This is a genomic window from Caballeronia sp. DA-9, from assembly GCF_051615025.1.
Lineage (GTDB): Bacteria > Pseudomonadota > Gammaproteobacteria > Burkholderiales > Burkholderiaceae > Caballeronia > Caballeronia sordidicola.
The window spans coordinates 2,095,326-2,116,075 of sequence record NZ_CP195132.1; the positions used below are offsets into that span (position 1 = coordinate 2,095,326).

The 20,750-nt window shown below is 56.9% G+C and carries 18 protein-coding genes; 16 read left to right on the top strand and 2 right to left on the bottom strand.

Features of this window, described 5'->3' with window-relative positions; all coding sequences use genetic code 11:
* The first annotated feature begins 296 nt into the window (after positions 1–296).
* The 4 genes from ACRWA7_RS15865 (at position 297) to ACRWA7_RS15880 (ending at position 3,728) form a co-directional block, all read left to right on the top strand.
* On the top strand, positions 297–1,226 hold the full coding sequence (locus ACRWA7_RS15865; RefSeq protein WP_438391845.1) for a glycine betaine ABC transporter substrate-binding protein: 930 nt from the start codon (positions 297–299) through the stop codon (positions 1,224–1,226).
* A gap of 99 nt (positions 1,227–1,325) precedes the next feature.
* Positions 1,326–2,195: an ABC transporter permease gene (locus ACRWA7_RS15870; protein WP_438391846.1), complete on the top strand. Its 870-nt coding sequence runs from the start codon at positions 1,326–1,328 to the stop codon at positions 2,193–2,195.
* The gene (locus ACRWA7_RS15875; protein ID WP_438391847.1) at positions 2,192–3,112 is read left to right on the top strand and encodes a quaternary amine ABC transporter ATP-binding protein; all 921 of its coding nucleotides are present in this window, start codon (positions 2,192–2,194) and stop codon (positions 3,110–3,112) included. The genes ACRWA7_RS15870 and ACRWA7_RS15875 overlap by 4 nt, the downstream gene beginning before the upstream one ends.
* 475 nt (positions 3,113–3,587) lie before the next feature.
* Complete coding sequence (locus ACRWA7_RS15880) at positions 3,588–3,728, top strand: IS66 family transposase (protein WP_438391848.1); 141 nt, start codon at positions 3,588–3,590, stop codon at positions 3,726–3,728.
* A gap of 350 nt (positions 3,729–4,078) precedes the next feature.
* On the opposite strand, the gene ACRWA7_RS15885 is transcribed toward ACRWA7_RS15880, so the two are convergent.
* Positions 4,079–5,128: a porin gene (locus tag ACRWA7_RS15885; protein ID WP_438391849.1), complete on the bottom strand. Its 1,050-nt coding sequence runs from the start codon at positions 5,126–5,128 to the stop codon at positions 4,079–4,081.
* Between the two features lie 987 nt (positions 5,129–6,115).
* Here ACRWA7_RS15885 and ACRWA7_RS15890 point away from each other — a divergent pair.
* From ACRWA7_RS15890 to ACRWA7_RS15900, 3 genes are all read left to right on the top strand, one after another.
* The gene (locus ACRWA7_RS15890; protein ID WP_438391850.1) at positions 6,116–7,783 is read left to right on the top strand and encodes a tannase/feruloyl esterase family alpha/beta hydrolase; all 1,668 of its coding nucleotides are present in this window, start codon (positions 6,116–6,118) and stop codon (positions 7,781–7,783) included.
* A 375-nt stretch (positions 7,784–8,158) separates the two neighbouring features.
* Positions 8,159–8,344, top strand: a complete 186-nt coding sequence (locus ACRWA7_RS15895) for a hypothetical protein (RefSeq protein ID WP_438391851.1) — start codon at positions 8,159–8,161, stop codon at positions 8,342–8,344.
* Between the two features lie 429 nt (positions 8,345–8,773).
* Positions 8,774–9,079 carry a Dabb family protein gene (locus ACRWA7_RS15900; RefSeq protein WP_438391852.1) on the top strand — a complete coding sequence of 102 codons (306 nt, stop codon included), beginning with the start codon at positions 8,774–8,776 and terminating at the stop codon, positions 9,077–9,079.
* Between the two features lie 389 nt (positions 9,080–9,468).
* On the opposite strand, the gene ACRWA7_RS15905 is transcribed toward ACRWA7_RS15900, so the two are convergent.
* Positions 9,469–10,026, bottom strand: a complete 558-nt coding sequence (locus tag ACRWA7_RS15905) for a MarR family winged helix-turn-helix transcriptional regulator (protein WP_438391853.1) — start codon at positions 10,024–10,026, stop codon at positions 9,469–9,471.
* A gap of 191 nt (positions 10,027–10,217) precedes the next feature.
* Between ACRWA7_RS15905 and ACRWA7_RS15910 the strand changes: the two genes are divergently transcribed.
* The 9 genes from ACRWA7_RS15910 (at position 10,218) to ACRWA7_RS15950 (ending at position 20,670) form a co-directional block, all read left to right on the top strand.
* A complete protein-coding gene (locus tag ACRWA7_RS15910; protein WP_438391854.1) occupies positions 10,218–11,921 on the top strand; it encodes an FAD-dependent oxidoreductase in 1,704 nt (567 codons plus the stop codon).
* Between the two features lie 15 nt (positions 11,922–11,936).
* Positions 11,937–13,001: a maleylacetate reductase gene (locus tag ACRWA7_RS15915; protein ID WP_438391855.1), complete on the top strand. Its 1,065-nt coding sequence runs from the start codon at positions 11,937–11,939 to the stop codon at positions 12,999–13,001.
* A 35-nt stretch (positions 13,002–13,036) separates the two neighbouring features.
* Positions 13,037–13,333 carry a dioxygenase gene (locus ACRWA7_RS15920; protein ID WP_438391856.1) on the top strand — a complete coding sequence of 99 codons (297 nt, stop codon included), beginning with the start codon at positions 13,037–13,039 and terminating at the stop codon, positions 13,331–13,333.
* A gap of 66 nt (positions 13,334–13,399) precedes the next feature.
* Positions 13,400–14,467 carry an IS21 family transposase gene (gene istA / locus ACRWA7_RS15925; protein ID WP_438391857.1) on the top strand — a complete coding sequence of 356 codons (1,068 nt, stop codon included), beginning with the start codon at positions 13,400–13,402 and terminating at the stop codon, positions 14,465–14,467.
* Positions 14,464–15,303, top strand: a complete 840-nt coding sequence (gene istB, locus ACRWA7_RS15930) for an IS21-like element helper ATPase IstB (RefSeq protein WP_438391858.1) — start codon at positions 14,464–14,466, stop codon at positions 15,301–15,303. Before istA ends, istB begins: the two co-directional genes overlap by 4 nt.
* A gap of 102 nt (positions 15,304–15,405) precedes the next feature.
* Entirely contained in the window at positions 15,406–15,954 is a 549-nt protein-coding gene (locus ACRWA7_RS15935; protein ID WP_438392816.1) for a hypothetical protein, read from the top strand.
* An 81-nt stretch (positions 15,955–16,035) separates the two neighbouring features.
* A complete protein-coding gene (gene mdlC / locus ACRWA7_RS15940) occupies positions 16,036–17,655 on the top strand; it encodes a benzoylformate decarboxylase (RefSeq protein ID WP_438391859.1) in 1,620 nt (539 codons plus the stop codon).
* 55 nt (positions 17,656–17,710) lie between these two features.
* Positions 17,711–19,162 (top strand): aldehyde dehydrogenase, encoded by a 1,452-nt coding sequence (locus ACRWA7_RS15945; RefSeq protein ID WP_438391860.1) that lies wholly within the window; start codon positions 17,711–17,713, stop codon positions 19,160–19,162.
* Positions 19,163–19,266: 104 nt separating this feature from the next.
* Positions 19,267–20,670: an MFS transporter gene (locus ACRWA7_RS15950; protein WP_438391861.1), complete on the top strand. Its 1,404-nt coding sequence runs from the start codon at positions 19,267–19,269 to the stop codon at positions 20,668–20,670.
* The last annotated feature ends 80 nt before the right edge of the window (positions 20,671–20,750 follow it).

Sequence of the window (20,750 nt, forward strand, 5' to 3'; positions counted from 1 at the left end):
GGTTCGAGATCTGTTTCATGTCCATGGACCCGATCCCACTGTGTCAAAGAGTGCAGTGCGCGGTTAAGAGTTTTCGAATTAGGCAGGCTCGAAACGAATGATTTCAGCGGTTATATTGCTTCACTGATTTGTGTCCTTGCTTTTAACTTAACTCCTCAATTTGATAAGGTGCCATCGTGCCCATTGACCGTTCACACATATTGGCTTTCGGGGTCTTGTGCGTGGCTTCCGCCTTCGGGGCCTCCGCGCACGCAGCTAGCGCATCGCTGTCCTCCTGGTGCGAATCGGGAAAACCGGTGAAGTTCGCAGAGATGGGATGGGATAGTGCCAAGTTCGAGACTGAGGTGATTCGGTACGTATTCGAGAAGGGCTACAACTGTACAACGAACACGACGCCGGCCTCCAACGCTATCGCGCTGCAGGGCGTGGAAACGAACGACTTGAACGTAGTGGTCGAGTACTGGTCAGGGCGGACAGCCGCCTACGACAACGCGGGTAAAGAGGGAAAGGTCGAAATCGTCGGGTCGTTGATTAAGGGGGGCAGCGTGGAAGGCTACTACGTTCCCGACTATCTTGTCCACGGAGACGCAGCGCGGGGGATCAAGCCCTTGGCGCCGGATTTGAAGACGATCACGGACCTAGCCAAATATAAGCAACTCTTTTCTGACGACGACGAGCCTTCGAAAGGCCGTCTCTACAACTGCCCAATTGGCTGGCAATGCGAGTCGGATACGGCTCAAAAGCTGAAAGCGTACAACCTCGATAGCTCGTACACGAATTTTCATCCAGGCTCGGGGCCGGCGCTCGATGCGGCTATTGAGTCTGCCATGCAACGAGGCAAGCCGATCGTGTTTTACTACTGGGCACCATCGACAATTCTCGGCCGGTTCAAGACTGTGAAGCTTGAGGAGCCGAAATTCAACGAGGCCTGCTGGAAAACTATCAATAGCTCAAAGGATGCTACTCCCTGCGGTTCTGCATCCCCTGCCACGACGCTGGAGATCGTGACGTCAACTGAGTTTGGCAAAGGCGCACCGGAGTTGCTGGCAACACTGAAAAAGGTTTCTTTCCCTATCGATTCGATTAACAATATCTTGGCGAAAATGTCTGCGGACAAAATCCCGGCTCGCGATGCCGCGATCGGCTATCTTAAGAGCCATCCGGAGGCCGTTAAGCAATGGGTGCCGGAAGCGGTCGCGGATCGGGTCAATGCGAGTTTGAAGTAGCTTGACAAGTGCGGCAGGATGGATCGTTCAGAACCTCCTGCCGTAGTTATGCGAGTGTATATGAAGTGGCCACGGCCGTTCATGGAGCGAGGTACCAGCGTGACCAGCATATTTTTTCATGTCAACGCCGTTGACCCAATCGACCGGTTCTTTCAGTCCGTATTGGTGCGTTATGGAGATTTCTTTCATGAAATCAGCCGGTGGCTCCTTCTTTGGATTCTTAACCCAGTCGAATTTGCCCTGAAGGCCGTGCCACCCGTTGTAATCATTCTTGCGATGGGCTTTGCCTCCTGGTTGGGCACGAGGCGATTGGGACCGCCCGTTTTGATGATGGTTTTGACCTACGCCATTGGTTGTCTCGGGTTGTGGGAAAAGATGATTTCCACCTGCTCCATATTAGTAACGGCAATGGTGCTGACCATAATAATTGGCTTGCCGATTGGCGTTGTCGTATCGCGAAGCAAGTCGCTCGCTAAAGTCGTCAATCCGATACTGGACATGATGCAAACGCTTCCGTCTTTCGTCTATTTGATTCCTGTGGTTATGTTGTTTGGGCTGGGACGTGTGCCTGCCATTCTTGCGACCTTGATTTATGCTACGCCACCGTTGATTCGTTTGACGGATCTAGGATTGAGGCAATTGCCTGAGGATGTCATCGAGGCATCGCGAGCATTCGGGGCGACGCCATTTCAACAGCTGTTCATGGTCGAAATTCCATTGGCACTCCCGTCAATTATGGCGGGCATCAATCAAGCGGTAATGATGTCGCTTGCGATGGTGGTTATCGCTTCAATGATCGGGGCACGGGGCCTAGGCGAAGACGTGTTATCGGGAATCAATAACCTTGCCATGGGGCAAGGGGTGGTGGCTGGAGCGGCCATCGTCATGCTGGCAATTGTATTTGACCGCATTACCCAGTCTTTCGGCGTTGGTAAGCGTGTTCGTCGGGCGAGAGGAAGAAAGGTATGACTTCTAATGCGGTGAAACTAGGCCGAGAAAGTTTTGAAGGCAATCAGAGTAGCGTCGTCACAGCCGGGTTGGCTCGACCGAGCCCGCAAGACGTCGCGGTCCAAACCATCCTGCAACTGCACAATCTTTACAAAGTTTTTGGTCCGACGAAGGCACACATCCGGCGTGCATTGGATATGGCCAAAAACGGTGTAGAAAAGGAGGAGATCCTACGGACGGAAGGGTGCAACGTTGCAGTGCGCGATGTCTCTCTTTCGATTAGGGCTGGCGAAATTTTCTGCGTGATGGGCCTCTCCGGTTCGGGCAAGTCTACACTCGTGCGGCATCTTAACCGGCTCATCGAACCGACGGCTGGGCAAATATTGTTTCGGGATACCGATGTTCTTTCGTTGGGCGGTAAAGCGCTGCGCGATATTCGTCGCTACAACATTGCCATGGTATTTCAAAGCTTTGCACTCTTGCCGCACAAGACGGTTCTTGAAAACGTCATGTTCGGTCGACGGATAAGAGGTGAGAAAGGAGCGAACGTCACTGAACTTGCCAAGAATTGGGTGAACGGGCGTCTTGGCCTTCGCGGCTACGACGACAAGTACCCGGACGAGCTTTCAGGAGGAATGAGGCAACGGGTCGGCTTGGCGAGGGCGTTGGTCTCTGAGCCTGATGTGCTACTGATGGACGAGGCATTTAGCGCACTCGATCCGCTCATCCGCTCCGAGATGCAGGACATTCTGCTTGAGATGCAGGCTGCGCTTAAGCGAACTATCGTCTTTATCACGCACGATATTGATGAAGCCATGAAGATAGGAAACCGAATCGCGATCATGAAGGATGGCGAGGTCGTCCAGGTGGGAACGCCGAGTGAAATCCGAAGCGCTCCAGCAAACGATTACGTTCGTCGCTTCTTCGAGGCACACTAGGCCAACGTATCGGCTCGGAGGAATGGGCTCTGAGTTGTTCCAGACTCTAAAGATCGAGCAACCGCGCTGAACTGTTCGTTGACCTCGGTGTCGTGGTCTCTGGATCTGCGGATCCGCAGGCTTTCTGGTTTTCCTACACGCCCGACTGGCAGGGAGGTTCATCGCCAGTCTCATCTCGTGGGTTGGCGCGGTGTGCTACCGGCCGACGCCCGCGCAGGTTCAATGCCCTTGTTCACTGATGGCAACCTGATCAAAGTGGTTTGCTGGGCATGTACGCAGAAGGATAACCGATCTGCACGTGCACCGCCCAACGCCAATCACTACCGAGGTGCTGCGCCGCATTGGTGAGCCACCAGCCGTGCGCCAACGTGTCACTCAAGAATGCGCGTGGCTATTGCTCGAAGCCTCGAACGTTGGTTGCAGGAACGGCTATTGACGCTCTCGCTACATCCGACACGAGAAGGCGATCAACTACATGCTCAATCAGTGGCAGGTGTTGAACTCATCTTGTGAGAATGGCGTTCCGAAGATAGACAACAACTTCGTTGAGAACGCTTTGCGCGCTGTCAGTTGGGGTCGGAAACTTCTTGTTTATGGACGCCGACAGCGGCGATGACCGACTTGCAGACATGTACTCCCTCATCGACTCGCACAGGCTTGGTGACAATGAGGAAGAGGATTGCCTATGCAACGTGCTCGCGCACACTGCATACCGCCTGATCAATCGTATGGACAAGCGTTGCCCTGCAACTTGGCGGCGCAGTTGCCTAAATGGCCGCTTCTCAGAGGCCATCGCGTGTGGGTTGCCGTCAACGAGAATGCGGGGCGCAACGCTTACGAAATCACTTGACCACAACACGGCATATTCATAAAGGAAGGCAAAGCATTTGTCGTGCTTCGCCTTCTCCGTTACAACTGTTCTACCGTAGTTTGACCAGACCACGCGGCAGATTGAGCGCTTCCAGGTTAAAACTTATGGCGGATGCCAAGTCGGACGGCCGTTTGAACGTCAGAACTTGAGGCGGTGCCAAGACCGGCCTCCACGATGGGTCCATAGGCATGGTCGTGTCCGAGGCCCGCGACGAGATAAACGTCGGTAGTTTTTGACAGGAAGTAGTCACCGGTCAAGGTAATTTGATTCGCGCTCCCCAGTCCATTGTTGCGGGCTTGAAACTGGTAACCCCCACCAAGAATCGCGCTAGGTGTGATGGAGTACGTAAGTCCAGCTTCGTAATTCGTGACTCCGAGTCTCGATCCACTAGACAGTTTGATGTTGGATACGTTACCGAAGAATCGAAACTTATCGGTGCTATAGGCGGCGCCGCCTATATATTCGGTAGAATTAGCCGTCGTTACGTTATGGATCGACATGTAGGCAACTGCTGCACTGAATGCCCCGTAATCGTACGTCAACGCAAAGTTTGAACTGCTATTGGTTCCAATTGAACCAGCGACGTTCCCAAATCCGTACATTGCTCCGAACGTAAATCCGCCTATGGAGGGTGACATATATTTTACGGCGTTGTCGACTTCGTCCCCCCAAACTCGGTTGTCGAGCAAATAGCCCCCTGCGGCGTTGGCAGGAAGGCTCCACGCCATCAAGCCGGCTGGTGTGTTGGCAGCGAGTGCGTAAGCCGGGAAAATCCAGCCTATCAGGTCATATTGGCGACCGAAGCTAATCGACCCTAGGGTTTTGGAATTCAAGGCAACATATGATTGGAGGCCAAATTCACGTCCGCCCTGACCAAGGGCTCCAGTACCAATGTTGAAGCCGTTTTCTAATACGAAACTTACGTTCAGTCCGTTGCCTAAGTCCTCAACACCTCTCAGGCCCCAACGGTTGCTCTGCGCATCGCCCGCTGCGAACTGGACGGTCGACGCATGCCCAGTTTTAGTTGCCACATTGTTGGTGTAAGTTAATCCGGCATCTAAGATGCCATACAGTGTGACCGATGATTGGGCGAATGTGCTGCCGCAGACGGTCATACCGGCTGCAATCGCTATCTTCTTGAGCATACTCAAAAGTCCGTAGGGTTAAGGCGGTCCACGTTCTTGTGGACGGCGCTAGGCTCCAAAGCCAGATACCGTGTGAAGCAGGGAGTCTGGTTATCGAGTGTCTTCTCGCTTTGCGATATGCCTTATTAGATTGATCCAAAAATTCAAGGGCAAACCAGTTATTTGGATGCATTGCATGAATTTTTGAATGCTGAGCACAGCCTGTTGAGCATCTGAGCGCGGCGTAGAAGTCGAGAGACGGGAACCGCGATGCAACGAAAGAGGATGTGGTACAGCAGTCCCTACGGACGCATGTAGCTATCGTGTTGCAGACGTTGGTTACGAGAACTGGGACATCAGATAATTAATTTGCATTACTATTAATGGACCTGTAACCGATGATTTTCTGAGGCTTGAATGACCGGGAGATGATTGGGGAGCTGGTAATCGTCTTGATCCTGATAGGTGAGTGGTACGATTAAATTCCCTAGCCCGGACCACGAGAAAATGGCGCGTCACCAAGCTTCATAACAGCGTGTCGGCCATTCCTAACCATGGAGGGCCTAACATTGAGAGCAGTATTTTCTCGCTTTCCTCGGCCTTTCAAGCCTTGACACTTGTATACGCTCTACGGTGGTTGCGGAGCGCTTCGCGATTTTGTTTGTATTTTTTAATTCCGGCGCACCCCTGGACGAACCATCGTATTCAACTCGATTGGCCCAGCGGTGAAAACCCCTACTTGTCTACATGGTCAGGCAAGCTTACTATCAATCATGTCAGGAAGGGGCCGCCCGTTATCGAAAAGAAGTACGCTCGACTCCACAACGGAGGCGCCGGTATCGGTGCCCTCGGATTCGATGCGCACGTACATCGGCAATTTGCTCGCGATGCTAGGTGGTGGGCATCCGCATTGAGCGGTGTTAGGCGGCTGTGAAGTAGCCAACATGAGGCGCCCATGGAGGCGCTCATGTGCGAGGTTGAACCACAAAGTTCGACCCAGGAGACATCATGAAAATGCCGTGCAAAGTGGTATTGGGCACATCGGCCTCAATCGCTGTAGTCGCCGCTCTGGTCGGCTGTGGTGATTCTAGCTCAACCCCGGCTCCAGTGGCCTCAGCGACAGCTACAAACATCCCGCCGGCCAGAGCGTGTGAGTCACTCGCCACGCTCAGCATTCCCAGCGTCATCATCACGTCGGCGGCGTCGGTGGCCGCCGGGACCTACACTCCTCCCGGTAGCACCACATCGTTCACCAATCTTCCGGACTTCTGCAGGGTCACCGCCACGTCCAGTCCGGTCGCCGGATCAAGTATTTCCTTAGAAATCTGGCTGCCTTCAAAGATCTGGAACGGCCGCTACATGCAGGTCGGCACCCATGGCACCGGCGGACAATTATACTGGAGTGAGATGGCGCCGCAGCTGCGCCGAGGCTTCGTAACGGGAGCCACCGATACTGGCCATCCTTTCAAGGCCACCTTTGATTCAACGTGGGCGATTGGCAATCCTCAGAAATTGGTTGACTACGGTTATCGTTCGTCGCACGAATTGGTCGACAAGGCCAAAACGATTATCGCGTCTTACTATGGCATGGCCCAAAGCTTCGCATATTTCAACGGCTGCTCTTTCGGTGGCAATAACGGACTGCAGGAAGCACAGCGATATCCGAGCGACTTCAATGGTATTTTGGTGGGCGGAGCAGGAGCTGATTCTACGGGTGCGGGCACCGCGCAATTGGTGCAAACTACCGCGCTCGTCAATGCAGGAATCGTGGGCGCCAGCGGTGCCGCGATCCTGACTTTAGCGCAGAAAGCAGCTATTAGTGCCTGTGACGCTCAAGATGGCGTCGTCGATGGAATTATTGCCAATCCGACGCGCTGCAAATGGGATCCGACATCGATGATCTGCAAGGCTGGACAGGACCCTTCCACTTGCTTTACACCTACCCAAGCCAATGCGATCAAGACAGTGACGGCGGACGTGACAAATCCGGTGACCGGTGCCTACGTATTCGGCGGGTTGCAACCCGGATCGGAGCACGATGTCATCAAGTACGGCCTTGCACTGTCGCCATTCGGCACCGCGCTCTATCAGATCGCAAAGAGCAACCCGACCTGGGACCCAACGACATTTAACCTGAACGTAGACTATCCCGGTCTCGTTGCGAACGTTGGTACGGTCATCGACGCGCTAAATCCGGATCTCTCCACCTTTAAGGCGGTCGGAGGAAAATTGCTGCAATGGCATACGTGGGACGACTCACAGTTCACGCCCAAATTTACGGTGGACTACTATAATCAGGTCGCCAGCACTCAGGGCGGCGTCGAAGTCACGCAGACCTTCTACCGGCTCTTTATGATGCCGGCACAGGGGCACTGCGCCGGTGGTGCGACGCCGGAAGGGACGGGCCCTTCAAACATCGGTGCCGAGAATCAAATCGCCGTTTCGCCCGACGCCGAACACGATGCCGTCACGGCGCTGATGCAATGGGTCGAGCAAGATAGTGCGCCACAACTTCTTATTGCTTCGCGTTATAAGAACAATGACACCACGCAGGCAATCGATATGCAACGACCGCTGTGTCCCTATCCCTTGGAGGCCATCTTTAAAGGGTCCGGTGATACGAATCAGGCTTCGAGCTTTTATTGTGGCACACCGGCAACCTCCTCAAATCCTTGACCTCTGCGCAGCGAGCTTGCCGTCAGCCGCGTGATGGAGTTCTTGTATCTTTAGAGCAGATCGATGCGGTGGACTCTAATTTCGATGTGGCGGGCAGTTAGGGCCGGGCGCTCAACACGGGATCTACGTACAGATACCGCGCCGCGAGAACGACAGTAAGCGGCTCGTCTGGGCCGGCCGCTATAGACGGCGGATTAAGAGTTCGCGGTAATTTGGAGTCCGCCGGATTATTGCGGATACCAAAGTGGACAATACGTTGAAGGCGCGCAGCCAGTGACGTGTATAGCGATGGAACTTGCCTACGGAGTTCAAACGGGGTTTGTTGAGCAGTCGTTTGATCCGGTGCTCCGATAGAGTTGATGGCGCGGACCGAGGATGTCAACGCTGATCCGCTTTCGAAAATGGCGATGGCAGTATATGCGAGGCGTCTACGGCATACTGGCGCTCCCCAAACATACGATAGCCACTGCCGCCCGGCAGAGTTTGCCGCTGTTGCCGGTGAGCGTTGTCGCCGACAAGGCGCGATCAGCCCCGGCGACGGGCAGTAATGCGGTGGCGTGAACGCGGAGGTTGAGGACGTATGCGAGGCGTCAACGAGACGCTGGAATACGACCGTGACATCAGTTGGGTGGGTGCCATCCTTTATCGCCTGTCGAATAATACATGGCTCCGCTCGGAGGCGATTAGGCGAGTGGCGACGGTGCGGTTCGCAGCCGTGGATCAATGCCTTGATCCAACCTGACTCTGCGACGAGCAACCACTCTCAGACGCTCGCACGCGTTGTTCGTTGACGCGCTTCTAACGCATCGCGCTAGGGCCTGCGTATAGAAAGGTAGGATCGAATCGGGCGCGCAATTGGGAACTCCCTATGTTGAAAATTGCAGTGCCATTCAGCGCAATCCGGGGCGAGCGTCGTGGCAGCCCGCTTGGCCGGCCCCGAATTTTTATCGTCCGCGCCGAAACCCCCGGCGCACAACAAAGGTGGAAATAGTGATAAAGCACATCGTGATGTGGAACGTTCGTGGCGAATCGCCTGCGCAAAAAGCCGAAGCGGCGGACCTTGTCAAGCGCGCGTTTGAAGACTTGAACGGAAAAATCGCCGGGATGCGCACGCTCGAGATCGGTGTCGACATCAGCCATATCGACTATGCTTGCGACGTCGTCCTTTATTCGGAGTTCGACAGTCGGGAAGCACTCCGGGCTTATGCAAATCATCCTGAGCATCTACGCGTGAGAGATGAACTTGCGGGTGTGCGCACGGACCGATACCAGGTTGATTACGCGACGAGCGAGTGAGCGATCGAGCGCTGTGCGGAGCAGACTGCGCACAAGCTGCGCGAAGCGATGTTGACGAGCGTAGGCGACAGGAGGTACGAGGCGTTGTCGCCCACGCTGTGATCGTTATGGCGTCCGGCCAGACGTAGTCTGCCGTCAGAACCCGATGAATTCTCGCCAGGTGGCTGGCCGCATCTGCTTAACGATGCGGTCGATGTGTTCAAACAAAGCGAGGATCTGAACGTGAAGAACCTCGGTGCCGATCTTCCAGATCGGGCGTTTTTGTGAAGCCGCACTTGAATCAGCCGGGCCCGCAGTTGGATGACAGAATCCGTGTGTCCATCAACCATGAGAGCGCTAGATCTCGTCCCATGTTCAGCGGATCATGCCGACCGGATGATCAACGTTTTCTACTTGAGAAGTCCTCCAGCCGATGCGAGATCTGATGCTCGATCGGCTCCGTGGGAATATTTCTGGAGCCCACGCTTGATGGCTTTGTAGAGCGTGGGGCCGAGTTCGCTTTCCATTTCTGCCTCGGTCTGTTCTAGCGCGGTGTGGAATTGTTCGAGCCAGTTCCTGCCGCGGTCAGTGAACAGTACAACCTTGGCACGTCCGTCGGTGGGGTCCGGTTCCCGTTTCACGATTCCAAGCGTTTCAAGCTGCGTGACGAGTTCGCCAAGCGATTGTTTTGTCATTGAAGCCCGACGTGCAAGCTCAACCGCCCGGGTTCCCTCAAGATCGAGGTTTCGCGTCACACTGATATGACTAAGCGTGCATTCGTTGTGGCCCGCGACAGCCATCTTCTCCAGTACGCTGGCCTCAAACCGGTGCACTGCCTCGTTCAGCAGCCTTCCTATATTTGACGTACGCCACGCACTGCTCGTTCTAGGGAGCACCACTTCATCCTGTGCTTCGCGCCGCTCTGTCATCTTTTTTCGGTCGCTGGTTATGTCTAGTGTCACTGCCATGTCGGTTGCTATTTTAAATGGTTAGTTGAAATTCGCCCATAAGCCTTGCCGTACGCAAAGTATATCGCCACCTTGCGAGCCGGATTTGGTCCCTAGTGGTGAAAACCCCTATTTGTCGATATGGTCAGGCAACCTTACTATGAACCATGTCACGCAAGCTTGCAATAAATCAACCTCTTTCAGATACGAGTATGAAAACGATTGAAGTCGATGTAATGATCTGTGGTGGGGGGCCCTGCGGCCTCATGCTGGCCAATGAACTCGGGCGCCGTGGCGTTTCCGTGTTTCTGGCAGATGAAAAAGAGAGTACTGCATTCAACCCCCAGGCCAACGCTACGCAGGCGCGGACCATGGAGCATTTCAGGCGACTGGGTTTCTCGGAGGAAATTCGGTCCCAGGGATTGCCACCGGGTTTCCCCACCGATATTGCGTACTTCACCCGCTACGCAGGACACGAACTCGCGCGTTTCAAGCTGCCTTCCGCTCAGGAGGCAAAACTCAAGGCCCGAGAATTGAGGGGGTCGTGGAGTGCGGCAGAATTACCACATCGGGTTTCTCAGAAATACGTGGAGGCGGTGCTCAGGCAACAGGCCGAACGGCTGCCGGGCGTGACGGTTCGTTACGGACACCGGGTGATCGATTTCAAGGAAGACGCAGAGGCGGTAGAAACCACGGTTCAGGATCAGTACGGTGGCGCACCTTTTATCGTGCACAGCCGTTATCTGGTTGGCGCGGACGGGCCGAGGAGCTTCGTGCGTGAGCGGTTGGGGTTCCGGTACACGGGCGAAACAGGCATCACCCGTGACTTCATGGGCGGCCGCATGTTTGCCGTCTACCTGCGTTGCCCTGACTTTTACCGGCACATACCGCACGCTTCTGCTTGGATGAACGTGACGTTTAACCTGGACCGCCGAGCGTTCATGGCGGCAGTAGACGGGAAGGGAGAGTTCGCTTTCCACACGCAATTGCGGGCACATGAGAAGGAAGAGACCATCACAGACGCGGACGCTCGGGCGCTGTTTATCGCGGCCGCAGGCATTGATCTCGATGTGGAGGTGCTCTCCAAAGGCGGCTGGACGGCGGGTCATTCCCTGGTTGCCGAGCACTTCCAGCGAGGTCGCATCTTCCTGGGCGGTGATGCGGTACATCTTTTCACGCCAACCGGCGGGCTGGGATACAACACGGCGGTGGAAGACGCCGTTAATCTCGGGTGGAAGCTCGCCTCGGTGTTAAAGGGAAAGGCCGGCGCCGGTCTGCTCGACACGTACGAGCTTGAGCGTCGCCCGCTGGCCGTCAGAAACACGGGGTTTGCCCGGGCGTTTGCCGACTCCCTGGGACTATTCACTCCAGTAACGGAGATCGAGGAAGAGAGCCCTCGAGGCGACGCCGCACGGGCCCAGGCTGGCAAATATCTTGGTGAGCACGGCCGAGCTGAATTCAATATCCCCGGTATTACGTTTGGCGGACGCTACGATGGCTCGCCGGCTATCGTAGCGGACGGCTCGCGTCCGCCGGCCGATGCCCCGAATCTCTACACACCGACTGCCTGTCCTGGCGGACGGCCGCCTCATGCGTGGTTGGGAGATGGTTCGTCGCTCTTCGATTCGTTTGGATTCGAGTGGACACTTTTAGTCTTAGGCCACCTCGCGGCGGATACAACGGCGTTCGCATCGGCGATGAATCAGTTCAATGTGGATCTGCGGGTTGTGCGAATTTCCGATCCCGAAATATTCGCGCTCTACGAAGCGTCACTTGTTCTGATTCGCCCGGACCAGATAGTCGCGTGGCGTGGAAACACCGATGTGGATGCAACCCATATCGTGGACAGGGTATTGGGGCATCGTCGCGAAGGAGGGGAGAGTGAGAGCACGTCTTCCGTCCGTGAAATCGCCTGAGTCTGGAGTGCATCGATGATTCCGAGTTTTGCTTTCGATATCAACCCTGGCCGCATCCTGTTTGGGTCGGGGACGATCGACGCCGTCGCGGACGAGATCGGGCGACTGGGCGCGAAGCGCGCGCTGATCTTGTCCACGCCGTTCCAGCGCGCCGATGCGCAGAAACTGGCCGAGCGAATCGGCCCGCTGGCGGGCGGCATCTTCAGTGAAGCGGCCATGCACACACCGGTCGCCGTCACGCTCAAGGCCATGGCAGCCTTCGAAGCGCTGGGTGCGGACTGCGTGGTCGCGCTCGGTGGCGGCTCGACCATCGGGCTGGGCAAGGCCATCGCATGGCGCAACGATGCACCGCAGATCGTGGTAGCGACGACCTACGCGGGCTCGGAGGTCACCCCGATCCTCGGGCAAACCGAGAACGGCATCAAGACCACCGTCCGGGATGCGAAGATTCTTCCCAAGGTCGTGATCTACGACCCGACGCTGACCATCGAACTGCCGGTGGCGATGAGCGTGACCAGCGGTCTGAACGCGATGGCGCATGCAGTCGAAGGGGTCTACGCACGCGATCGCAATCCGGTTTCGTCGCTGATGGCAGTGGAGGGTGTGCGTGCGTTGCGTGATGCGTTGCGTGTCATCGTCAAGCAGCCGGAGGACCTTCCCGCCCGAACCAACGCGCTCTACGGTTCGTGGTTGTGTGGCTGCGTGCTTGGGACCGTCGGCATGTCGCTGCATCACAAGCTTTGTCACACGCTGGGTGGAAGCTTCGACCTGCCCCACGCGGAAACACACGCAATCGTGTTGCCGCATTCGGCGGCATACAACGCGCAGGCCGCTGCCGCGGCACTGCAACCGCTGGCCGACCTGTTTGGCGGCTCGATCGGAGGCGGACTTTATGATTTTGCGAAGTCGCTCGGTGCGCCGCTCGCACTGCGGGAGCTCGGCCTCAAGGAATCGCAACTTGACGTTGCCGCCGATCTCGCGGTGAAGAACCCGTACTGGAATCCTCGTCCAATTGAGCGAGAGGCGGTCCGTTCGCTGTTGCAACGCGCCTGGGAAGGCGTGCGGCCAGAATGCAGCTAGGGATGTGCAACATCCTCTATCAAGGGAAATTGAGCATGACGCAGTTTTTTGAAGAAAGCAGTTCTGTCGAAGCCGTCAATTCCCGGATCGCGCCGGATATCAATCCGCGTCTGAAGGAGGTGATGACTTCGCTGGTGGCCCACCTGCACGCCTTCGTGAAGGACGTTCATCTCACGCAACAGGAATGGGATGTCGCGATCGACTTCCTGACCCGTACGGGACAGATCTGTAGCGACGAGCGACAGGAGTTTATTTTGCTGAGCGACACGCTGGGCGTGTCGATGCTGGTCGACGCGATTAACAACCGCCGCCCGTGTCACGCGCAGTTGTAAATTAATACAGCAACGCGTTTAGGAATTGATACACCTCGTTGTAGGGTTGCTCTTTTTGGGCGGCCCGTGATCAGCTACGAGGAGTACATGGAAATCGAGATTCTGCGTCGCCAAGGGAATAGCCTGCGAGACATCGCGGTAGAGACTGGCATGGCCGTCAACACGGTTCGGAAATATCTGGCATTAGGTCCTCCGCATCGCAAAGTGCGTGAGCCCGTCGTGAGTAAGCTTGCGCCGTTTAAGTCGTATCTTCAGGGCCGGGTCGAAGCAGCAAAGCCAGACTGGATCCCGGCGACGGTGCTCAAGCGAGAGATTGAGGAGCGCGGCTACAAAGGCGGATTGCGACAGGTTCAGGACTATCTGCAGAAACTTCGACCCGCTGCGCGTCCCGACCCAGTAGTCAGATTCGAGACCGAGCCGGGCCAACAGATGCAGATGGACTGGATCGAGTTTCGTAAGCCGGGGCACAAGCTCGGCATGCTCGCCGCGTTCGTCGCGACGTTGGGCTACAGCCGCGTAAGTTACGCGGAGTTTGTCACCGACATGCGTATTGAAACGCTGCTGGCTTGCCACGTGCGGGCATTCGAGGCATTTGGAGGCGTCACCAGAGAAATCGTGTATGACAATATGAAAACGGTAATCCTGAAACGCGATGCATATGGCAAAAAACAGCATCGATATCATCCAGGATTCGCCGACTTCGCTAAACATCACGGGTTCGTGCCTCGCGTCTGCAAACCATACCGTGCAAAGACGAAAGGCAAAGTCGAGCGTATGAATGGTTATTTGCGCTACAGCTTCTGGGTCCCGTTGGTCTCAATGCTTAAACAAGCCGGGTTGACAGCGGACTGTGGCCTTTGCAATGAGCGTGTCAGGCGGTGGCTGCGCGACGTTGCCAACGTTCGTCTTCATGGCACCACGAAACGCGTACCAGCTGAGGTATTGCTCGAAGAGCGCCCACATTTGCTGCCGCTGCCGGCACCGTACGTGGGACGGTCGGTCCGAACTGGAGCGACGCCGCATGAGCAACCGAAACCGGTATCGCGGTATGCAACGTCGGAATGGGAAAAACCGCTGCAGCATCCGTTGTCGGTCTACGATGCCTTCAGCCGAACGCAGGAGGTGAACGCATGACGCCGCAGCTCGAGCGACTGACCGTGTTGTGTAAGCAACTCAACCTCCTGCATTTGCCGACGCAGATTGCGCACCTTGGACAAATGGCTGCGAAGCGCGAGCTTGGCTATCTCGACTTCCTCGAACACGCGTTAAAAGATGAAGCAATGGCTCGCACGGAACGAATGCGCCGGATGCTGACCCGTCTCGCCGGCTTCCCGGCGATCAAGACGCTTGATGATTTCGATTTCGAGTTCGCACTCGGCGTACCCAAACCGCTAGTACTCGAGCTAAGCAGCCTAGCCTTTGTGGAGCGTGCGGAGAATGTCGTACTGCTCGGACCTAGTGGCGTGGGTAAAACTCACCTCGCATTGGCACTTGGATATCGTGCAACGCAGGCCGGGTTCCGCGTTCGCTTTATCACCGCCGCCGACCTCCTGATGCAATTGACGACCGCGTTGCGGCGTAACCAGCTCGAGGAAACCATCAAGCGCATCACGAAGCCGTACAGACTTCTGATCATTGATGAGATGGGGTACCTGCCAATGGATCGGGAACAGGCGAACTTACTCTTCCAGGTCATTGCCAAAAGATACGAAACGGGCAGTCTCGTCCTCACCAGCAATTTGCCGTTCGGTCAGTGGGATCAGACCTTTGCCGACGACGCGACGCTGACTGCGGCGTTGCTTGACCGGCTGCTTCATCATGCACACGTCGTACCGATCTCCGGTGAATCGTATCGGCTAAAGGAAAAACGTCAGGCTGGGATGATCAACAGAATTGCGCCGCCGCAATTGCACGACGGGGACGACATCAAACGCAGACGCAGTTCAAAGGAGGTAGCACCCAGCCAATAACCGCGTGAGTAGGTGTATTAATTTCCAATTGCGTTTGCGTACGAAGCTGTATCAACTTGAGATTGCGTTTGACACCCGGTTGGTGCGACGGAGAATACGGTGATGGGACCGTTCCATGTCGCGGGTGCGCCTGAGCGTGAAATGGGGTCGCGGATCTCATTCGACGGAAAAGGCGAGAGCTGTCTGTTTGAGGGCCGCGTCATTGATCTGCGGGGCAACGCGATCGCCGGAGCGCGCCTGGACGTGTGGTCCGACAATTCTGAAGGTTTCTACGACGTGCAGCAGCCCGGCATTCAGCCCAAGTGGAACAATCGCGGCGTTTTCACGACTAGTGAGGACGGACGATACAGCTTCGTCGGCATCAAACCCGTGTCTTACCCGATCCCGCATGACGGTCCGGTTGGGAAAATGCTGGCTGCACTCGGGCGTGGCCCGTACCGTCCTGCACACATGCACTTCATGGTGACGGCACAGAGCTTCCAGAAGCTGGTCACCCACACGTTTGTCGGCGACGACACGTACATCACGCGCGATGCCGTGTTTGGTGTCAAGGAAACGCTGGTAGCCCCCTTCGAGCGCATTACCGGCGGCGAGACCATTTGGCGGTCACCTTTTGATTTCGTGCTGACACCGACTGATGTCCCTGTATGACATTTTTACTTCATTCCTGTCCCCAGGTGACCAAAGGGTGAACCGGGATCTATTACTGGCAATTACGAAGAGATGCAGTCCATGAATACCCAGATATCGACAACTGATCAGCAAGCCACGTCCACCGAGGGACGAATCACCGTGCGCGAGGCCGTCATTGACCTGATGCGCCGCCTCGGCATAACGAAGATCTTTGGTAACCCCGGATCGACGGAATTACCCATGCTCCGGGAATTCCCATCGGACTTTCGGTACGTCCTGGGACTACAGGAAGCCGTGGTAGTGGGGATGGCAGACGGATACGCGCAGGTGACTGGCAACGCTTCGCTGGTGAATCTGCACTCTGCGGCCGGCCTCGGAAATGCGATGGGTAATATCTTTACGGCGTACAAGAATCGTACGCCACTCATCATCACTGCAGGGCAGCAAGCCCGATCCATTTTGCCTTTTGATCCTTACCTCGGAGCGACGCAGGCGGCCGACTTGCCCAGGCCCTATGTGAAATGGAGCATTGAACCGGCTCGGCCAGAGGACGTTCCCTTGGCTCTCGCTCGCGCGTATCACATTGCCATGCAGGAACCTCGCGGTCCGGTGTTCGTCTCGATTCCGGTGGACGACTGGGACCGGCCGGCCGATCGCGTTGAAATAGCCGAGGTGACCAGTCGCGTGCGCCCGGACCAGGTTGGCATTGAGCGGATCGGCGTCGCACTGGACCAGAGCAATCGGCCGGCCTTTGTGGTCGGTGCTGCGGTTGACCAGGCGGGTGCCTGGGATGAGATTGTGTTGCTGGCGGAGTCGCACAACGCGCGGGTGTATGTCGCCCCAATGTCTGCGCGCTGCAGTTTTCCCGAAGATCATCACCTGTTCGGCGGGTTCCTGCCACCAATGCGTGAGCGTATCGTGCAGACGCTATCCGGGCACGATGTCATCTTCGTAGTTGGAGCGCCGGCGTTTACATATCACGTGGAAGGAAGCGGCCCTCACGTCCCAATAGGCTCCGCGCTGTATCAGCTCGTCGATGACCCAGCGTTGGCTGCCTCGTCTCCGGCCGGGCTGGCGATTGTCGGCAACGTTCAGCTCGGTCTTGCGGACCTGCTTTCGCGCCCGCAGGTATCGCAGCGCGCCGTCCCTGAGCCACGTGCCACGGCGCCGCGAGCCGAGGCGGAGCCGCTGATGTCGGTGGCATTCGCGTTGCAGACGTTGGCTGAAGCGCGGGATTCGTCGCACATCGTGGTGGAGGAGGCACCCAGTTCGAGGCGAACGATGCAGACTTATCTGCCGTTCACGAAAAAAGGGACTTTCTTTACGATGGCGAGCGGCGGCCTTGGATATGGGATGCCGGCAGCTGTCGGCGTTGCGCTGGCCAGTCCGGGCAAGAAGATCATTGGCCTGATCGGTGACGGATCCAGCATGTACTCGATCCAGGCGCTATGGAGCGCATCACAGCTTGGGCTCCCGGTGACCTTTGTGATTCTCAACAATGGGCGCTACGAAGCACTGCGCGATTTTGCTCTCTATTTTGGTTTCGACAAGGAGGATGTGGTACAGGGCACCGCCCTCCCTGATCTCGATTTCGTGGGCTTGGCAAAAGCCATGGGTTGCAAAGGCGTGAGGGTGGACCGTGCTGACATCCTGGCGAACGTGCTGAAAGAAGCACTCGCCGAGGACAAGCCGAATTTGGTTGAGATTACGGTGGCCTGAAGCAGTGCCGCGAACTTGTACCACGGGTACTAACGGGATTAAATAGGAATACGAAATGATGGAGACCTTGTTATTTATCGACGGCGGCCACATTCCAGCGACTGGTAAAGCAACGTTTGATCGACGCAATCCCCTGGATGGCGAAGTGGCAACCCGGGCCGCTGCTGCGACCGTCGCTGACGCACAGGCCGCCGTGCGCAGTGCTGCGCAGGCCTTCCCTGCATGGGCGGCTGTCGGGCCGGGAGAACGTCGCTCTCTGCTTGACGGGGCGGCACGGGCCCTCGCCGCAAAATCCGACGCGCTTGTGGCAGCCATGATGGCGGAGACAGGGGCCTCCGAAGGCTGGGCGCGCTTCAACATACATCTGGGTGTCGAATCATTGCGCGAAGCGGCCGCGATGACGACGCAGATCACTGGCGAAGTGATCCCCTCGGATATACCTGGGAACCTGGCTCTGGGCATGCGTCAGCCCGCTGGCGTCGTGCTGGGTATCGCTCCGTGGAACGCGCCCGTCATTCTCGGGGTCAGGGCGGTCGCTACCCCACTGGCGTGCGGTAACACCGTCATCTTCAAGGGCTCGGAAGTATGTCCCGCCACGCACGGGTTGATTGTCGAGGCGCTTCACGAGGCGGGCTTCCCCAAAGGGGTCGTGAATTTCATCACGAACGCGCCAGAGGACGCGGCTTCGATTGTCGAAACCCTGGTCACGGCAGCGGCTGTCAGGCGTGTGAACTTTACCGGCTCGACGCGTGTTGGAAAAGTGATCGCTCGCCTTTGTGCTGACGCGCTCAAGCCCGCTGTCCTCGAGCTTGGAGGAAAGGCTCCGCTGCTTGTCCTGGCCGATGCGGATATCGACGCGGCGGTCGACGGTGCGGCATTCGGCGCCTTCATCAATTCCGGTCAGGTATGCATGTCGACGGAGCGGATTATCGTCGACGAGCACATTGCCGATGCCTTCGTGGAACGTCTGCGTCTGAAGGCATCGTCCTTGTCTCTTGGTGATCCGCGCAAGGGGCCGGTCGTGCTGGGTTCGGTCTTCGACATGGCGACCGTACATCGGTGCAACGCGCTGATCGACGATGCGCTTGAAAAGGGAGCGACGCTCGTATGTGGAGGCCGTGCCAAAGACACGCTGATGCCCGCAACGTTGCTCGACCATGTGACGCCGGAAATGAAGATATTCAGTGAGGAATCATTTGGCCCCGTCAAGCCAATCGTACGAGTGCGCGGCGATGAAGAGGCGATCACATGCGCAAATAACAACACGTACGGTTTGTCTGCCGCGGTCTACAGCCGAGATGTCGCTCGGGCGATGCAGATCGCGAGTCGCATTCAGTCGGGCATTTGCCATATCAATGGTCCGACGGTACACGACGAGGCGCAGATGCCCTTTGGTGGCGTCAAGGAAAGTGGTATCGGCCGTTTTGGCGGGAGAGCCGGTATTGCGGAATTCACGGATCTTCGCTGGATAACAGTGCAGACAACGCCGCGCCACTACCCGTGCTGAAAGATCGGCAATAGCTAAGCAGCACAGCGCAGTCGCAGGAATCGTCAACGAAAATAAATTGAACGTGCGAGGGTCTGATCCCGAGCATGAAGAGGAGACACAAGATGGCTAGCTATATACCTCCTGCCAGTTTGGGCGGGGACGCGCAGACGCGGCACGCTGACGAGATCGGGCCGCCGAGCGAGAGCAGGACCGTGGATATCGGTAAGCTGTTGGACGACGGCCCCTTCACCCGGTTTCAGAAGCTCATCGTCCTTCTGGCGGCCCTGTCGGTCATATTCGATGGCTGCGATACCCAAGTGATCGGGTTCGCTATTCCCGTGCTGATCAAGGAGTGGGGCATCGCGCGCAATGCGTTTGCGCCGGTGGTGGCCGCCGGACTGATCGGAATGGGCATCGGCAGTGCCTGTGCAGGTTTGTTTGCTGATCGCTTCGGACGACGCTGGGCGGTAATAGGTAGCGTGCTCGTATTTGGCGTCGCGACCGCCGCGATTAGCCTTGCCCCCAATCCGATCGTGATTGCGGCACTGCGCTTCGTAGCGGGGCTCGGTATTGGCGGGGCGGTGCCCACCGCTGCCACGCTGACGGCGGAATACACCCCTGCACGGTTTCGTACGATTGCGATTACGGTCACGATCCTGTGTGTGCCGCTGGGCGGGATGTTTGCGGGGCTGTTCTCCAGCGTCATTCTACCGGCGTATGGCTGGCGCATGCTGTTTCTAGCCGGCGGTGTGCTGCCGCTCATCTTGGCGCTCGTGCTCTTGTTCGCGCTGCCAGAATCACCCCGTTTCCTCTCGCGTCGCCCGCACCGTTGGGGAGAGTTGACGAAGCTCCTCGGTCGCATGTCGCGTCACGTTCCGAGCGATGCAAGCTTTGTTGATGTTCGTGAGCAGGGCGCTGAAAAGCATGTGGGTTTTACTGCGCTCTTCAAGGACGGCCGTGCGTTCGACACCATTGCCATCTGGTGTGCGTTCTTTATGTGTCTGCTGGCCGTCTATGCGGCCTTCAGCTGGCTGCCAACCATGTTGACCAACGAAGGTTTGTCGGTGCAGCGGGCGGGTTATGGGCTGACCCTTTACAACCTCGGCGGTGCAATCGGAGCGTTGGTGTGTGCGGTGATCATCGGACGCTTTGGTTCGCGTGGCCCTCTGATTGTCTGCTGCTTCGGTGCTGCCGCTAGCGTCGGGCTGCTAATGATGGTGAATACCGTGCAGCATGTGACCCTGCTCATGGTTGGGCTCTTCGCGCACGGGCTGTTCGTCAATGCGGTGCAGGTGGCGATGGTTGCCCTTTGCGCACATGTCTACACGACGGGCGTGCGTGCGACCGGCACGGCATCGGCGTTCTCCTTCGGGCGTATAGGCGCCATTGTCAGCGCCTTTGCTGGGGCTGCGGTCATTACTGCGGGCGGTGCATCGGCATATTTGTTGTTGCTAGGCGGCGCAATGACCGTTGTTCTGATCGCACTGGCGCTCGTACGGCGGCACATTCCTCGCGATATTCGATGAAAGGGCAGATGGTGGTCGGTGCGGCATGCGCCGGCCGAGCTTGCACCACAACAAAGGCTTTATGGCAAACAATAGGAGAC

Bases quoted from the DNA above. Each gene is read 5' to 3' on its own strand.
- ACRWA7_RS15875 (WP_438391847.1), top strand. From the start codon at position 2,192: ATGACTTCTAATGCGGTGAAACTAGGCCGAGAAAGTTTTGAAGGCAAT.
- ACRWA7_RS15880 (WP_438391848.1), top strand. From the start codon at position 3,588: ATGCTCAATCAGTGGCAGGTGTTGAACTCATCTTGTGAGAATGGCGTT.
- ACRWA7_RS15885 (WP_438391849.1), bottom strand. From the start codon at position 5,128: ATGCTCAAGAAGATAGCGATTGCAGCCGGTATGACCGTCTGCGGCAGC.
- ACRWA7_RS15890 (WP_438391850.1), top strand. From the start codon at position 6,116: ATGAAAATGCCGTGCAAAGTGGTATTGGGCACATCGGCCTCAATCGCT.
- ACRWA7_RS15895 (WP_438391851.1), top strand. From the start codon at position 8,159: ATGTCAACGCTGATCCGCTTTCGAAAATGGCGATGGCAGTATATGCGA.
- ACRWA7_RS15905 (WP_438391853.1), bottom strand. From the start codon at position 10,026: ATGGCAGTGACACTAGACATAACCAGCGACCGAAAAAAGATGACAGAG.
- ACRWA7_RS15910 (WP_438391854.1), top strand. From the start codon at position 10,218: ATGAAAACGATTGAAGTCGATGTAATGATCTGTGGTGGGGGGCCCTGC.
- ACRWA7_RS15915 (WP_438391855.1), top strand. From the start codon at position 11,937: ATGATTCCGAGTTTTGCTTTCGATATCAACCCTGGCCGCATCCTGTTT.
- ACRWA7_RS15920 (WP_438391856.1), top strand. From the start codon at position 13,037: ATGACGCAGTTTTTTGAAGAAAGCAGTTCTGTCGAAGCCGTCAATTCC.
- istB (WP_438391858.1), top strand. From the start codon at position 14,464: ATGACGCCGCAGCTCGAGCGACTGACCGTGTTGTGTAAGCAACTCAAC.
- ACRWA7_RS15935 (WP_438392816.1), top strand. From the start codon at position 15,406: ATGGGACCGTTCCATGTCGCGGGTGCGCCTGAGCGTGAAATGGGGTCG.
- mdlC (WP_438391859.1), top strand. From the start codon at position 16,036: ATGAATACCCAGATATCGACAACTGATCAGCAAGCCACGTCCACCGAG.
- ACRWA7_RS15945 (WP_438391860.1), top strand. From the start codon at position 17,711: ATGATGGAGACCTTGTTATTTATCGACGGCGGCCACATTCCAGCGACT.
- ACRWA7_RS15950 (WP_438391861.1), top strand. From the start codon at position 19,267: ATGGCTAGCTATATACCTCCTGCCAGTTTGGGCGGGGACGCGCAGACG.